This window comes from Rhizobium sp. SG741, from assembly GCF_012275435.1.
GTDB lineage: Bacteria > Pseudomonadota > Alphaproteobacteria > Rhizobiales > Rhizobiaceae > Rhizobium > Rhizobium lusitanum.
In genome coordinates this window covers 274,625-287,597 of record NZ_JAAZQP010000007.1, presented here as the reverse complement: position 1 = coordinate 287,597, position 12,973 = coordinate 274,625, and the positions used below count along the sequence as shown (strand labels likewise).

The window sequence follows — 12,973 nt, the reverse complement described above, 5'->3', positions numbered from 1 at the left end:
GCCGGGAGGAGAGAATGACCGTCTTTGTCGCCCTGCTGCGTGCCGTCAATGTCGGCGGCACCGGCACATTGTCGATGGCGGAGCTGAAGGCGCTCTGTGAGGAAATCGGCTTCACGGACGTGAAGACCTATATCCAGAGCGGCAATGTGCTCTTTCGCTCCGAAGAGGATGAGGCCAAGGTTCAGGTCCGCTTGGAGGAGGCGCTGGCCCGCAAGATGGGCAAATCGCCCGGGGTGATCCTGCGCAGCCGTCAGGCTTTGGAAGCTGCGGCGGAAGGCTCGCCCTTCCCGCATGCCAAGCCGAACTATCTGCTCATCACCTTCCTTCCGGAGGCGGCGCCAAAGGATGCTCTGGACAAGCTCGTCGCGCCGGGCGGGGAAGAAGTGCAGGTTGCCGGCAGGGAAATCTATATCCACTACCCCGACGGCTCGGGACGTTCCAAGCTGAAGCTGCCTGCACTGAAGGCAGGAACATCGAGAAATCTCAATACGGTTAGGAAATTGGCGGAGATGGCCCGAGAGCTGGAAGATGGCTAGGGACGGATATCTTCCTACCGGAAACAAGCGCCTTGCACGCCCTCGTCGCCAGCCCTACCTTAAAGGCATGAGCTCTTCCCTTTCCGAAACACAGGCGCATCAGGCACCTAGCATTCCGTTCGACAACAGCTATGCGCGCCTGCCGCCGCAATTCCTGGCGGATCAGGCGCCGACACCTGTTGCCGCGCCGCGGCTGATCAAGTTCAATGAGGCACTGGGACGGGAACTCGGGCTAGACGTGGACGCGCTGGAACGCAACGGCGCGGCGATCTTTTCCGGAAACGAGCTCCTGCCGGGGTCGCAGCCGATCGCGATGGCCTATGCCGGCCACCAGTTCGGCAATTTCGTGCCGCAGCTCGGCGACGGTCGTGCGATCCTTCTCGGCGAAGTGAAGGATCGCAACGGCAGACGTCGCGACATTCAACTCAAGGGTTCTGGTCCGACGCCGTTTTCGCGGCGCGGTGATGGCCGTGCCGCGCTTGGCCCTGTTCTGCGCGAATATGTCATCAGCGAAGCCATGCATGCGCTGGGCATTCCGACGACTCGGGCGCTTGCGGCGGTGACCACCGGAGAGCCGGTCTACCGCGAGGAAGTGCTGCCCGGCGCGATCTTCACGCGTGTTGCGGCAAGCCATATCCGTGTCGGCACCTTCCAGTTCTTCGCCGCCCGCGGCGATACGGACAGCCTGCGGACACTGGCAGATCACGTCATTGCCCGGCACTATCCCGAGATCAGAGACCGAACGAACCCCTATCTCGCGCTGCTGGAGGCCGTGGCCGAGCGGCAGGCAGCGCTGATCGCGCGATGGCTGCACGTCGGCTTCATCCATGGCGTGATGAACACCGACAACATGACTGTATCGGGCGAGACGATCGATTTCGGCCCCTGCGCCTTCATGGATGCCTACGATCCGGCGACCGTTTTTTCCTCGATCGACCGCAACGGCCGCTACGCCTATGCCAACCAGCCGGCAATCGGTCAGTGGAACCTCGCTCGCCTCGGCGAAACGCTGATTCCCCTGATCGACCCATCCGTCGATACGGCGATCGACCTGGCGAATACCATTATCAAAGCATATGGCGAGCGCTTCCAGGCCTATTGGCTCTCCGGCATGCGTGCCAAGATCGGCCTGGCAAACGAGGAAGACGGCGATCTCGACCTGATCCAATCGCTACTGGCGACGATGCAAGAGCAGAGCGCGGATTTCACGCTCGCTTTCCGCCGCCTTGCGACCCTCGCCGCGGATGAAGATGTCACGGATTTCGCCGCCACCTTCCAGGATCCGCAATCCATCGCGCCGTGGCTTCAACGCTGGCGCGAGCGCCTCGGCCGCGATCCCCGGACGGCAGCAGCGCGCGGCCAAGCGATGCGGAAGGCCAATCCTGCCTTCATTCCGCGCAATCACCGAATCGAGCAGGCGATCCAGGCGGCGGTCGAGGACGATGACTTTTCCCTGTTCGAAGCGCTGCTGAAGGTGCTCGCTAAACCCTATGAGGACCAGCCTGCCTTTGCGCCTTATGCCGAGCCGCCATTGCCGGCGGAACGGGTGCTGCAGACCTTCTGCGGCACCTGACAAGGCCCGCCGCTTAAGCTCCGGACAGGCTTGCGGAGTCATCGTCCGTCAACCCATAGGGAGATATGACGATGAAAGTGCATCACGGCACCCAGAATTATTTCAGCACCCCGATACGCAGCCAGCAGGATGCTGACTCCGACGGCAGTTCACCCTTTACCTTGCCCGACGATAGCAGCGAGCAGGAAACGCAGGCACCGTCCATCGCATCCGGCGGCGTCCCCTCCTCCATTTCATCCGGCTTATGGCTCAGCCAGATCGGTTCGACGTCGTCCTCGGCGACCGACGGTAGCACCGGTGGAGACAGCACCGGTACCACAAGTAACAGCAGCTCTACCTCATTGAGCGAGCAGCCCAGCCAGGACATTCTGGACGAATTTACCAAATGGGCGAACATGTCGCCGGCGGAAAAGATCCGGGCGCAATATCTGGAAGAGAACAATCTGACGGAAGATTCCTTGAAGGCCCTGCCTTCCGCTGAGCAGAAGGCCATCAACGACCAGATCGCAGCCGAGATCAAGCAGAAGCTCGGCACCGACGAGAATGACGCAGACAAGGAAACGGACAGCGCCTCCGCCGCATTATCCATCGCCTGAACATGTTGCGAAACCACATGAAGACGATGGGATCCTGATTCACGTCACGATCGTATCATATTGTTTTGTCTGCGATATTTCCTGCTATTGCCCCACCATTCCGGTGACGATCTTGCCGACGTCGGCGAAGACGGCCTCGATATCCTTCGCAGGCGCGGTCCCCTCGGCGACGAAAGTCGTCACCAGGATCGGGCCACGATCCGGCGGCCAGACGACGGCGATATCTGCAAAGCAGCCGTTGTTGCCGGTGCCGGTCTTGTCGCCGACCTTCCACTCCTTCGGCAAGCCGGCGCGCAGGCGATTATCGCCGGTGGTGTTGCCGACCAACCAGTTGATCAGTTGATCGCGCGATGTTTCGGATAGCGTATTGCCGAGTGTCAGGAGCCCGATGGAATCCAGCATCGCATCCGGTGTCGTCGTATCGCGCGGATCGTCCTTGATCGCCTGGTTAACGTCAGGCTCGTTGCGGTCAAGTCGGGTTTCCGTGTCACCGGTGCTACGCAGCCAGGATGTCAACGCCGCAGGACCGCCGAAGCTCTGGAGCAGTAGATTGCCGGCGGTGTTGTCGCTCAAGGTGATCGCGGCGCCGCAGAGTTCGGCGATGGTCATGCCATCGGTGCCGGCATGCTTTTCGGTTTCCGGCGAATAAGTCACCACGACGTCCTTGCCGTAGGTGACGCGACGGTCGAGCTTTTCGACACCCTGATCGACCCGAGTCAGCACGAAGCCGACGGCGAGCGCCTTGTAGGTGCTGCACAGGGGGAACCGCTCTTCCTCGCGATAGCCGAGGGAAATGTTGGTTTCCGTATCCAGCACAGAGACGCCGAGCCGGCCGCCGGTCTTCTTTTCCAGATCCGCCAGCTGCTTGTCGACGTCGTCAGTCAGCTGCGAATTGCCCTGCGCGCCATTATCGCTGTCCATGCCCTGCCCGCTGTCGGGCGTCGCGGAATCGCCTTGGGCGGCGGGCGCCTGTGGCGAGGTGCCGGCATCCTGCGCGAAGAGTGCATTCGCACCGAATGTCAGTGCGGGCAGGAACAGCGCCGAGCCAGCCACGAGGCGGCGGCGGGTAAGCAATATGGGCATGCGAAAGCCTCCAGCGGAATCGGCAGATTTTGGGCTATGCGAGGAATATGGCAAGCCTCCGACCGGCCCGATTGCTACCGGATTCTATGCTGCCTTGTCGACAGTCACTTCAACGGTAACGTGGGAAAGCTCATGAATATCGGCAAGCCGAGCCTTGTAGAAGGCCGGATCGCGCGACACGGGCGTTGCCACCGCGACGATCGCCGCATGATGTCCAGGCCCAACCTGCCAGACGTGGAGATCGGTGATGCGATCCTCGCCCGTTTCGATCGCTTCGCGAATCTCGTCCGGCAAGTCTTCGCCGGGCGGAATGAAATCGAGCAGAATGGCGCCGGATGCGCGCAGCAGGCTCCACGACCATTGCAGGATCACCAGGCCGCCGACGATACCCATCAGCGGATCGAGGAAGGTCCAGCCAAACCGGCTGCCGAGCGACAGGGCAATGATGGCCAAAACGGATGTCATCGCATCGGCAATCACATGGACATAGGCCGAACGCAGATTGTTGTCCTTGCCGCCATGGGCGTGACCGTGGTCGTGATGATGGTCATGGGAGTGGCCATGGTGATGATGATCGTGATCCTCGCGCAAGAGCCATGCGCTGACGATATTGACGACGAGGCCGACCGCAGCGATGGCGATCGCCTCGCGGAAATTGATGGCCACCGGATTAAGGAGCCGCAGCAGGCTCTCCCAACCCATCAGCAGCGCGATCACTGCAAGTACGATGGCGCTGGCGAACCCGGCGAGATCGCCGAGCTTGCCCGTGCCGAAGGTAAACCGGGCATTATGCACATGCCGGCGGGCGTAGAGATAGGCAAGCGCCGAAATCAGCATGGCGCTGGCATGCGTCGACATATGCCAGCCATCGGCCATCAGCGCCATGGAACCGTAGACCGAGCCGGCACCGATCTCGACCACCATCATAACAGCCGTCAGCGCGATGACGAGCCAGATACGACGCTCATTGCGCTGATGATCCGAGCCGAGAAAGACGTGGCTGTGGCCAGCATCCGAGGAAACACTCATGACATCATTCTCCTTGAACGTCCCGAAGCCCTGATCAGCGCAGATAGGTCTTGAGCACATCGGACATTTCATCGACCGCCTGACGGCGGGCTTGCTCGTCCTCGGCATTGAGCACATGCTCATGCAGATGATCTTCCAGAATTTCGCCGGTCAGTCCCGTCAGGGCGCCGCGGATGGAGGCTAGGAGCTGCAGCACCTCTCCGCACGGCCGCTCGGCCTCGAGCGCGCGTTCCACCGCTTCCATCTGGCCCTTGAGACGGCGGACGCGAGACAGGAGCTTGGCTTGCTGGCGAATGGTATGGGACATCCGAATCTCAATGTTTAATATAGGGGGGTATACTATTATTGATGCCGCAACGGAAGCCTTGTCACTTGCAAATCCCCTGAACGCTCGCATATATATTGCTCTAGAGACTAGAGGTATCGGAGATCATGCCATGTTATCGATCGGCGACTTGTCCAAGCGTACCGGCGTCAAGGTGCCGACCATCCGCTACTACGAGCAGATGGGTTTGATATCGGAACCCGACCGCAGCGAGGGCAACCAGCGGCGTTACTCCAAGACCGATCTGGAGCGCCTGGCCTTCATACGCCACGGCCGGGATCTTGGCTTGACGATCGACGCGATCAAGGAGCTGATCTCGCTCAGCCAGCATCCGGACCGCCCCTGCGTTGGGGCTGACCGCATCGCTCGCGAACATCTGGACGATGTGCGCACCAAGATCGCGCAGCTGAAGAGGCTGGAGCACGAGCTCGAGCGTATCGTGTCGCATTGCGACGGCCACAGCATCGAAGACTGCTATGTGATCCGGGCACTGTCGGACCACGGACTATGCGAAGCGGAGCATTGAGGCGCCCCATTGACAAATACGCTGAACCGGATCATCTATGCGCCATGATCAAGCACGCGCTCCATAATCGCTCGTATTTTTGGCTGTACCTGTAAGGGGCGGCCAAGACAGATCATTTTGTCAACAAGCCGCCGTCAGGCGGCTTTGTTGTATCGGCAGCGTCCTGACGGCTCATTGAAAAAACAAGGACGCAAATGCCATGCTAGACGATAGCGACATCTCACTACTCCGCCCGCCTGTTCTGACCATCCGCAATGCGCACCCGCGCGACCTGCCGGAGCTGAACGACATGATCCGGCTGCTGGCCGCCCATCACGGCGACCCTTCCGGCGCGACACCCGAGCAGCTCGAGCGCGATCTTTTCGGCCCGATGCCCTGGATCACGGCGCTGGTGGCCGAAGGCGAGAACGGGCTGATCGGCTACGCCATCCTCGTGCCGCTCTACAAGGCGCAAGAGGGACAGCGAGGCATGGACCTGCATCATCTCTTCGTGCGCGACGGCCATCGCGGCCACGGCATCGGGCAGCATCTCGTCGACCGCGCCCGCGAAGTGGCCCGCAAGTCCGGCTGCAGCTTCCTTTCCGTCGGCGCCGCGACAGGCAATGTTCAGGCGCACCGCTTCTATGAAAACATGGATTTCAAGCCGCGTCCGGTCACCGGCATGCGCTATCTGCAGGCTTTGGCCTGATGCCGGCCTTTACAGGGATTGCCGTCGACTGCTCCAAGCTTTAGTGATCGATGGCGATCCCGCGGCCTGCAAAAAACTTCTCGAATACCTCCAGTGACATCTCCGCGTTCTCACGCGTCGCATCGACGTGACCGGACGGATTGTGGAAGCGGATCCTGCTTCCATCGATGGCCGTCACCAGCACCAGATGGCCGCCCTTTGCCGGCGGCTCGGTCTCGGGCCAGCGGATCGAGTGATGCACTGACGCGATGAAGAACTCCGATTGCCCGAGGATATCGGCAATGTCAGCGGCGGAAATCCCGGTGACGACCCTGGCATTCAGATCGAAGCGCTCCCTGACGAAGGGAACGAAGGGCGCATAGATCAACCCCTTGATCCTGCCGTCCGGCTCCTCGACATAGCCGCCATGCTCCTTGCATCCCATCGCCAGATCCATGAGTGGAACTGTTTTGCCGGTGCGTGCGGCAAGCACCATCTTCAGGCAGGCCATGCCGCAGAGATTGCCGGCCCAGCGGGCATAATCTTCGACGCTGCTTGCGCCGGAAGACGCCCAGAGCGGGTCCCTCAGCAAAGCCACCTGCGCGCCCTCGGCCACGACAGCCAGCGTCATGTCAGGCGTTTCCCATTGGCTGAAATAGGGAACTTGATGCGCCACCCTTACGTCCACGACTGCTCTCTCCCGTTGCCGAATCCCGCGCTATTGCCGCTATAAGCTTTATCGCAAATGCGCTAGAAAAATGGCTGTCGGCTTCGATCTGCAACGGGAGGCGTGCCTTGGAACAGCGGTTCACATTCGACGGCGTCGCCAGCCTCTACAACAATGCCCGCCCCACCTATCCCGACAGGCTCTTCGACGATGTGATCGCCTTCGCCGGCCTCAACGACAGGGATGAGATCCTCGAAATCGGCTGCGGCACAGGACAGGCGACGCAGGCGTTTGCGCGGCGGGGTCTTTCCGTTCTCGCGCTCGATCCGGGCGAGGAATTGATCGCGGTTGCAAGGAAAGGTCTGAAGGAATTTGCCAAGGTTCGCTTTGTGCAGACCACCTTCGAGGCTTGGCCGGGCGAAGTGGGAGCGTTCAAGCTGATCGCTGCCGCACAATCCTTCCATTGGGTTTCGCCTGAGTTGCGCTTCGCCAAGACCGCTGCCCCGCTTGCACCGGATGGAACCCTGGCAGTTTTCGGCAATGTACCAATGCCGCCCGAGCCGCCGTTCGGGGAGAAATTCGCCGATATCCATGCCCGCCATGCACCTCAACTCTCCGGGCCTCCGGCAGAGGCATGGTATCTGCCGGACGGTCCATTCGCGGAATTGCTGCGCCAATCCGAATATTTCGAAGCGCCGGCACAGCATTGCTATCGCTGGAGCCGGAAGCATACCGCGCAAAGCTATACCGCCCTGCTGCGTACGCTTTCAGGCTATCGGCTTTTACCGCCGAAGGAACTGGCGGCGCTTCTTTCTGCCATTGCCGATGCCATCAATGCCAATGGCGGCGAATTCGAGCTGCGATACGAAACGCATCTTTATCTCGCCCGGCGCTCGGATGCGGTCTAACAAACCCTTCGCCTCACCGCGACGGCAACGCCTTCAAATAGGCAGCAATCGCCTCGCGATCAGCAGCCGGCAAATGGGCGATGTTTTGCTGCACTTCGGCCATGGAACCACCAGCGGAATCATACTCGGGCGTGAAGCCGGTTTCGAGATAGTTGGCGATATCCCCGGCGCTCCAGCTGCCGATCTTCTTGGAACCGGGTGTTATGTCCGGAATCTGCCCCTTGCCCTCGGGATTGGGCGCTCCGGCCAGCCATTGGCCGCTCAAGAAGCCGCCGAGAGCATCGCGCGGGGTGTGACACTCGCCGCAATGGCCCAGGCCCTCCACCAGATACTGGCCGCGTTTGATCTTGTCATCCGCATTGGCAAGCACGACGCGCGGCTGGTCGTTGAGATAGAGGAATTTCCAGGCGCCGAGCGCCAGCCGGATGTTGAAGGGAAACGGCAGTTCATGCGGCGGGGCAACATTGTCGCTCTTCGGTAGCGTCTTCAGGAAGGCCCAGAGATCGTTGATGTCCTTGTCGCTCATGCGGGTATAGGAGCCGTACGGGAAGGACGGGTAGAGATGCTCGCCGTTTTTGCCGACACCCCGCTTCATGGCATTGCCGAAATCGGCCAGTGTCCAGCTGCCGAGCCCGGCCTTTTCATCCGGCGAGATGTTCGGCACATGGAAGGTGCCGAAAGGACTGGTGAGCGCCAGGCCGCCTGACAGCACCAGCTTCGCGTCCCCTTGAGCACCGGACGCGGCATGACAACTCGTGCAGCCACCGGCCCAGAACACCATCTCGCCGTTCTTGACATCGGGATCGCCGAGGTTGGCCCAATGGCTCGCCGGCAAGGGCGACGGCGCGGTCACGACATAGAACGCGCCACAGCCAAGAACGATCACGCCGACAAGGCAAAGCAGCCACCGGACAAACCGCGCCATCACATCTACCCCTTTAGCTCGGCTTTAAAACCATAAGGCATCCGCATCGGCGGCAAGGCCGATGCGGATGCCGAAACCAATTTTCAGACGAGGCCGACCTACCGCTTAGTCTTTCTTGATGCGGTAGGCCTGATGACAGGCGCCGCAGCTGCCGCCCAAGGTCTTCAGCGTTCCGCCGACGCCGGCCTGGTCAGCCGGGAGCTGGGCGAGCGCGGTCTCTGCATCGGTGGAGAGCTTTGCGGCCTTCGCCTTGAAGTCATCGAGATTGTCCCAGATCTTCGGGTTGACCTCGGCGTCGGTCTTGTCGCTCTGCGGATTGAACTGATCCGGAAACGCCTTCGCGGTTTCGGCGATCGTCGACAGCGAGGCCTTGACGATGTCGGCATCATAGGGCTTGTCGCCCTTGGCAATCGCTCCGAGAGCGCCCGTCGCACCGCCGATCTTCTTCATCATCCCGATGCGGGAATCATGCGTGCCGTCGGCTGCGACGACCGAACCCAGGGCGATGCCGGCCAAAGCCGTTGCCGCCACAATCGCTTTCCACTTCATTTTGTTCTCCTACCTCTCACTAGCCACAAAGACCGCGTGCGCGGCCGGCGCATGGTCACGGGTGACATGTTTGCCGGTTTCCGCTCCGGCAATGAAGTCACAAAGTGGTGAGAACCTAGCAAAATCAGTGTCATGTTCCCGACACACGGGCTGCGCCATCCCCAAGTCACGCCATCCTGAGCCCTTCCCAGACGGTGAACGCCGAGACCGCGACAAGGAGCAACCCGGCGGCGCGGCCGGCAAGGGCAGTCGCGCGGGGATTGGCAATCAGCAGATTACGGCTGCGCCCGGCGGTGACGGCAAGCCCGCCATAGATGGCAAATTGCGTTACTATGGTCATGGCTCCCATGATGACGGCCTGTATCCACATCGGCCCGTAATCCGGTTTCAGAAACTGCGGATACACGGCAAAGATGAAGAGATAGGCCTTCGGATTGATCAGGCAGGTCACCGCTCCCTGGCGGAAAGCCTTCCAGGCGGAGCGACTGCCGGCCGGCCCTTCCTGCCCGACGGTGATGGAACTGCGCATGAGCGTGACCCCGATGAAAGCCATATAGGCGCCACCGGCAATGAGCAGTGGGTTGAAAAGAATGGGCACGAAATGCATCAGCAGGCCGATACCGAGAGCGCCGTTCAGCGAATGCACCAGGCCGCCGAGCATGATGCCGCCGGTGGCGGCCAATCCGCGATTGCTGCCGCCCGTCAGTGAGTTGGCAAGGACGAACAGCATGTCCATGCCCGGTACTATGATGATGCCCAGGAGAAGAAGAAAGAAAAGCCAGAGATTTTCCGCGTAACCCATGTCAGTTGCCTATCGTTCTCCGCACGGATGCGGCAGAGAGAGTTGTTGATTTTCAAATCGATAGGCATTCTTATAGATCAGCCCAACTGACAGGGTATTGTCAGTAGCCTTCAATTCGGGACGATGAAATGCGCAAGGCGTCGCGCCTGTTCGAGATCATTCAGATCCTGCGGCTGGCCAAAAGGACGGTGACGGCCGCCGATATTGCGGAGCGGCTGGAGGTGACCGTTCGCTCGGTCTATCGCGATATCGCCGCGCTGCAGGCGATGCGGGTGCCGATCGAGGGCGAGCGCGGCATCGGCTATATCCTGCGTCCCGGCTTCGACCTGCCGCCGCTGATGTTTTCGATCGAGGAAATGGAGGCGATCGTCTTGTCGCTGGCGCTGCTGGAACGCACCGGCGACGATGAGTTGAAGCAGGCGGCCAAGCGGGTGAGCGCCAAGATTGCCGGCGCCGTGCCGCCGCCCCTGCGCCAGACCATCGACGCCAACGCGCTGCATGCCTGGGGTTTTGCCGCGCCATCGGCCTCGGCCACCGATCTGGCGCTGGTACGCCGCGCCATTCGTGACGAGGAGAAGCTGGATCTCGCCTATCGCGACGAACTGGGCCGCGCGACCGAGCGCATCATCCGCCCGATTGCGCTGATCTATTATGCCGAAACCGCCAACATCGTCGCATGGTGCGAGCTGCGCCAGGCGATCCGCAACTTCCGCAGCGATAGAATCGAGAGCTGCGAGGCGACCGGACGATCGTTCAAGGGCGAAGGAGACGCGTTGCGGCAGATGTGGGTGAATGGCTGGCAGGTGAATGCACAAGCTGCCGCCCCCTGAGCGACTGCGGAGGCTCAGGACCATGCCCGAATGGCGTGGCCCCGAAAACTCGTCTCATCGAAGATTGATCCTAAATACGACGCCAAAAAGGACAGCAAGTCCGTAAATCTAATTCAAACCACCATGCCGCCGGAGACCTCTATGCGCTGGCCATTGACCCAACGATTGTCCTCCGACAGCAGCGAGGCGATCATCGGGCCGATGTCGTCGGGCAGGCCGGCCCGGCCGAGTGCCGTCATCGACGCAACCATCTTGTTGACTTCGGGATTGTCGCGAACGATGCCGCCGCTGAAATCTGTTTGGATCGCACCCGGCGCCACCGTATTGACGGCGATGCCACGAGAACCAAGCTCCTTGGCGAGATATCGCGTGAGAACTTCAACCGCACCCTTCATCGCTGCATAGGCCGACGAGCCCGGGTTGCTGAAGCGGGCAAGGCCGGAGGAAATGTTGACGATGCGGCCGCCATCCTGAATGAGCGGCAGCAGCTTCTGGGTCAGAAAATAGACGCCCTTGAAATGGACGTTGTAGAGCTTGTCGAACTCGGCTTCCGTCGTTTCCGCAAAGGATGCGTGATAGGACGTGCCGGCATTGTTGACGAGAAAATCGAAACGGTCCCGCCCCCAGGTCTGGTGCAGCGCATGGCCGATGGCCGCGATGAAATCATCGAACGTGGCGACGTTTCCAGCATCGAACCGCAGCGCCACGGCCTTCTGTCCAAGTGCCTCGATCTCGGCCACGGCGCTGTCGGCTTCCGCCTTCTTTGAGTTGTAGGTCAGGATGACATCGACGCCACGGCGGGCGAGATGAATGGCCGTGTTTCGGCCGAGACCACGGCTGCCGCCTGTGATGATTGCGATCTTTGCCTTTGATTTATCGATATTTTCAGTCGTCATTTGCCATACTCCAGAGAATGCTTGATGACGGAAGTCTACGCCCGTCGAGCCATTTCCTTGAATGCCGGAACTCTCGAATTTCTTGCCTATTCCTCCAACTACCTTGTCGCCCGATGTCACACTGCTATGATGACGACATCGGCACCCTGCCCTGGAGACCATCGATGTCATCCGCTCTCAAAGACGCACTCACACACTTCATCGAAGCCAGCCCTGACGGCGACAACGGGATATTTCCGACCGGCATCGATGGCCTGCACATCATGCGCTCGACGGAGCTGAAGATGCCGCATGCGATGATCTACAGGCCGGCGCTCTGTGTGATCGTCCAGGGTGCCAAGCAATTGATGTTGCATGACAGGGTGATCGACTATGCCGAGATGCAGGCGCTGATCATCAGCATCGAGCTGCCCGCATCCGGCCGGGTGATCGAGGCAAGCCCGGAGAAGCCCTATATCGCCATCTCCCTCGAATTCGATGTCGGCATGATGCGCGAGGTGATGGAGCAGCTCGACACGCCGCCGAAGCCGGCCGGCAGTGCCCGTCTCGGCATCTTCGTCGAGGATCTCAGCCAGCCGCTTGCCGATTGCCTGGCGCGATTGACCAGGCTGCTCGCGACCCCAAAGGCCATTCCGGTGCTCTATCCGGCGATTATGCGAGAAATCTGCTTCTGGCTGCTCACCGGACCCAACGGCGGCGAGGTCTGCAAGCTGGTGCTGCCCGACGGCCAGACCCGCCGCATTGCCGACGCCATCCGCCTGCTGCGCGACAATTTCGCCGAGCCGGTGCGCATCGAGCAACTTGCCGCCGCCGCGCGCATGAGCCCCTCCTCGTTCCATCAGCATTTCAAGACGCTGACCTCGATGACGCCGCTGCAGTATCAGAAACAGATGCGGCTGCTCGAAGCCCGCCGGCTGATGGTCGCCGGCCACGCCAATGTGGAGAGCGCCGCCTACCGGGTCGGCTACGAAAGCGCCTCGCAATTCAGCCGCGAATATACCCGCATGTTCGGCACACCGCCGAAGCGGGATGTGGCAGAGATGCGGATGGCGGCGGAGTGA

General features: G+C 60.9%; 16 protein-coding genes. 8 read left to right on the top strand and 8 right to left on the bottom strand.

The features are described from left to right. Window positions 1-14 precede the first annotated feature (14 nt). The 3 genes from FHT29_RS19855 (at window position 15) to FHT29_RS19845 (ending at window position 2,705) form a co-directional block, all read left to right on the top strand. Entirely contained in the window at window positions 15-536 is a 522-nt protein-coding gene (locus tag FHT29_RS19855; RefSeq protein ID WP_037193714.1) for a DUF1697 domain-containing protein, read from the top strand. Between the two features lie 67 nt (window positions 537-603). Continuing rightward, window positions 604-2,109 (top strand): protein adenylyltransferase SelO, encoded by a 1,506-nt coding sequence (locus FHT29_RS19850; RefSeq protein WP_037194370.1) that lies wholly within the window; start codon window positions 604-606, stop codon window positions 2,107-2,109. A 71-nt stretch (window positions 2,110-2,180) separates the two neighbouring features. Next, window positions 2,181-2,705, top strand: coding sequence for a hypothetical protein (locus FHT29_RS19845; RefSeq protein ID WP_037193712.1), 525 nt, complete (start codon window positions 2,181-2,183; stop codon window positions 2,703-2,705). A gap of 84 nt (window positions 2,706-2,789) precedes the next feature. On the opposite strand, the gene bla is transcribed toward FHT29_RS19845, so the two are convergent. The 3 genes from bla to dmeR all read right to left on the bottom strand — a co-directional run bounded on the left by bla (window position 2,790) and on the right by dmeR (window position 5,124). Continuing rightward, window positions 2,790-3,788 (bottom strand): class A beta-lactamase, encoded by a 999-nt coding sequence (gene bla, locus FHT29_RS19840; RefSeq protein ID WP_037193710.1) that lies wholly within the window; start codon window positions 3,786-3,788, stop codon window positions 2,790-2,792. An 84-nt stretch (window positions 3,789-3,872) separates the two neighbouring features. Beyond that, the gene (gene dmeF / locus FHT29_RS19835) at window positions 3,873-4,817 is read right to left on the bottom strand and encodes a CDF family Co(II)/Ni(II) efflux transporter DmeF (RefSeq protein ID WP_037193708.1); all 945 of its coding nucleotides are present in this window, start codon (window positions 4,815-4,817) and stop codon (window positions 3,873-3,875) included. A 34-nt stretch (window positions 4,818-4,851) separates the two neighbouring features. Next, the gene (gene dmeR / locus FHT29_RS19830; RefSeq protein WP_037193706.1) at window positions 4,852-5,124 is read right to left on the bottom strand and encodes a Ni(II)/Co(II)-sensing transcriptional repressor DmeR; all 273 of its coding nucleotides are present in this window, start codon (window positions 5,122-5,124) and stop codon (window positions 4,852-4,854) included. 130 nt (window positions 5,125-5,254) lie between these two features. Between dmeR and FHT29_RS19825 the strand changes: the two genes are divergently transcribed. Both FHT29_RS19825 and FHT29_RS19820 read left to right on the top strand, forming a co-directional pair. Next, window positions 5,255-5,668, top strand: a complete 414-nt coding sequence (locus FHT29_RS19825) for a helix-turn-helix domain-containing protein (protein WP_037193704.1) — start codon at window positions 5,255-5,257, stop codon at window positions 5,666-5,668. A 199-nt stretch (window positions 5,669-5,867) separates the two neighbouring features. Then, window positions 5,868-6,356: a GNAT family N-acetyltransferase gene (locus FHT29_RS19820; protein ID WP_037193702.1), complete on the top strand. Its 489-nt coding sequence runs from the start codon at window positions 5,868-5,870 to the stop codon at window positions 6,354-6,356. Window positions 6,357-6,396: 40 nt separating this feature from the next. Here FHT29_RS19820 and FHT29_RS19815 read toward each other — a convergent pair whose 3' ends face one another. Next, window positions 6,397-7,011: a C39 family peptidase gene (locus FHT29_RS19815; protein ID WP_312865248.1), complete on the bottom strand. Its 615-nt coding sequence runs from the start codon at window positions 7,009-7,011 to the stop codon at window positions 6,397-6,399. A 119-nt stretch (window positions 7,012-7,130) separates the two neighbouring features. Between FHT29_RS19815 and FHT29_RS19810 the strand changes: the two genes are divergently transcribed. Continuing rightward, entirely contained in the window at window positions 7,131-7,910 is a 780-nt protein-coding gene (locus FHT29_RS19810) for a class I SAM-dependent methyltransferase (RefSeq protein ID WP_047559690.1), read from the top strand. A 13-nt stretch (window positions 7,911-7,923) separates the two neighbouring features. Here FHT29_RS19810 and FHT29_RS19805 read toward each other — a convergent pair whose 3' ends face one another. The 3 genes from FHT29_RS19805 to FHT29_RS19795 all read right to left on the bottom strand — a co-directional run bounded on the left by FHT29_RS19805 (window position 7,924) and on the right by FHT29_RS19795 (window position 10,186). Then, the gene (locus FHT29_RS19805; protein WP_037193699.1) at window positions 7,924-8,838 is read right to left on the bottom strand and encodes a cytochrome c; all 915 of its coding nucleotides are present in this window, start codon (window positions 8,836-8,838) and stop codon (window positions 7,924-7,926) included. A 102-nt stretch (window positions 8,839-8,940) separates the two neighbouring features. Next, entirely contained in the window at window positions 8,941-9,384 is a 444-nt protein-coding gene (locus FHT29_RS19800; protein ID WP_037193697.1) for a cytochrome c, read from the bottom strand. 166 nt (window positions 9,385-9,550) lie between these two features. Continuing rightward, the gene (locus FHT29_RS19795; RefSeq protein ID WP_037193695.1) at window positions 9,551-10,186 is read right to left on the bottom strand and encodes a LysE family translocator; all 636 of its coding nucleotides are present in this window, start codon (window positions 10,184-10,186) and stop codon (window positions 9,551-9,553) included. Between the two features lie 128 nt (window positions 10,187-10,314). Between FHT29_RS19795 and FHT29_RS19790 the strand changes: the two genes are divergently transcribed. Next, complete coding sequence (locus tag FHT29_RS19790; RefSeq protein WP_047559687.1) at window positions 10,315-11,016, top strand: YafY family protein; 702 nt, start codon at window positions 10,315-10,317, stop codon at window positions 11,014-11,016. A gap of 113 nt (window positions 11,017-11,129) precedes the next feature. Here the strand turns inward: FHT29_RS19790 and FHT29_RS19785 are convergent, their stop codons facing one another. Then, the gene (locus FHT29_RS19785; RefSeq protein WP_047559684.1) at window positions 11,130-11,912 is read right to left on the bottom strand and encodes an SDR family oxidoreductase; all 783 of its coding nucleotides are present in this window, start codon (window positions 11,910-11,912) and stop codon (window positions 11,130-11,132) included. Window positions 11,913-12,076: 164 nt separating this feature from the next. On the opposite strand from FHT29_RS19785, the gene FHT29_RS19780 reads away from it, so the two are divergent. Continuing rightward, the gene (locus FHT29_RS19780; protein WP_047559804.1) at window positions 12,077-12,973 is read left to right on the top strand and encodes an AraC family transcriptional regulator; all 897 of its coding nucleotides are present in this window, start codon (window positions 12,077-12,079) and stop codon (window positions 12,971-12,973) included.

Bases quoted from the DNA above. Each gene is read 5' to 3' on its own strand.
- FHT29_RS19855 (WP_037193714.1), top strand. From the start codon at position 15: ATGACCGTCTTTGTCGCCCTGCTGCGTGCCGTCAATGTCGGCGGCACC.
- FHT29_RS19850 (WP_037194370.1), top strand. From the start codon at position 604: ATGAGCTCTTCCCTTTCCGAAACACAGGCGCATCAGGCACCTAGCATT.
- FHT29_RS19845 (WP_037193712.1), top strand. From the start codon at position 2,181: ATGAAAGTGCATCACGGCACCCAGAATTATTTCAGCACCCCGATACGC.
- bla (WP_037193710.1), bottom strand. From the start codon at position 3,788: ATGCCCATATTGCTTACCCGCCGCCGCCTCGTGGCTGGCTCGGCGCTG.
- dmeF (WP_037193708.1), bottom strand. From the start codon at position 4,817: ATGAGTGTTTCCTCGGATGCTGGCCACAGCCACGTCTTTCTCGGCTCG.
- dmeR (WP_037193706.1), bottom strand. From the start codon at position 5,124: ATGTCCCATACCATTCGCCAGCAAGCCAAGCTCCTGTCTCGCGTCCGC.
- FHT29_RS19825 (WP_037193704.1), top strand. From the start codon at position 5,255: ATGTTATCGATCGGCGACTTGTCCAAGCGTACCGGCGTCAAGGTGCCG.
- FHT29_RS19820 (WP_037193702.1), top strand. From the start codon at position 5,868: ATGCTAGACGATAGCGACATCTCACTACTCCGCCCGCCTGTTCTGACC.
- FHT29_RS19800 (WP_037193697.1), bottom strand. From the start codon at position 9,384: ATGAAGTGGAAAGCGATTGTGGCGGCAACGGCTTTGGCCGGCATCGCC.
- FHT29_RS19795 (WP_037193695.1), bottom strand. From the start codon at position 10,186: ATGGGTTACGCGGAAAATCTCTGGCTTTTCTTTCTTCTTCTCCTGGGC.
- FHT29_RS19790 (WP_047559687.1), top strand. From the start codon at position 10,315: ATGCGCAAGGCGTCGCGCCTGTTCGAGATCATTCAGATCCTGCGGCTG.
- FHT29_RS19785 (WP_047559684.1), bottom strand. From the start codon at position 11,912: ATGACGACTGAAAATATCGATAAATCAAAGGCAAAGATCGCAATCATC.
- FHT29_RS19780 (WP_047559804.1), top strand. From the start codon at position 12,077: ATGTCATCCGCTCTCAAAGACGCACTCACACACTTCATCGAAGCCAGC.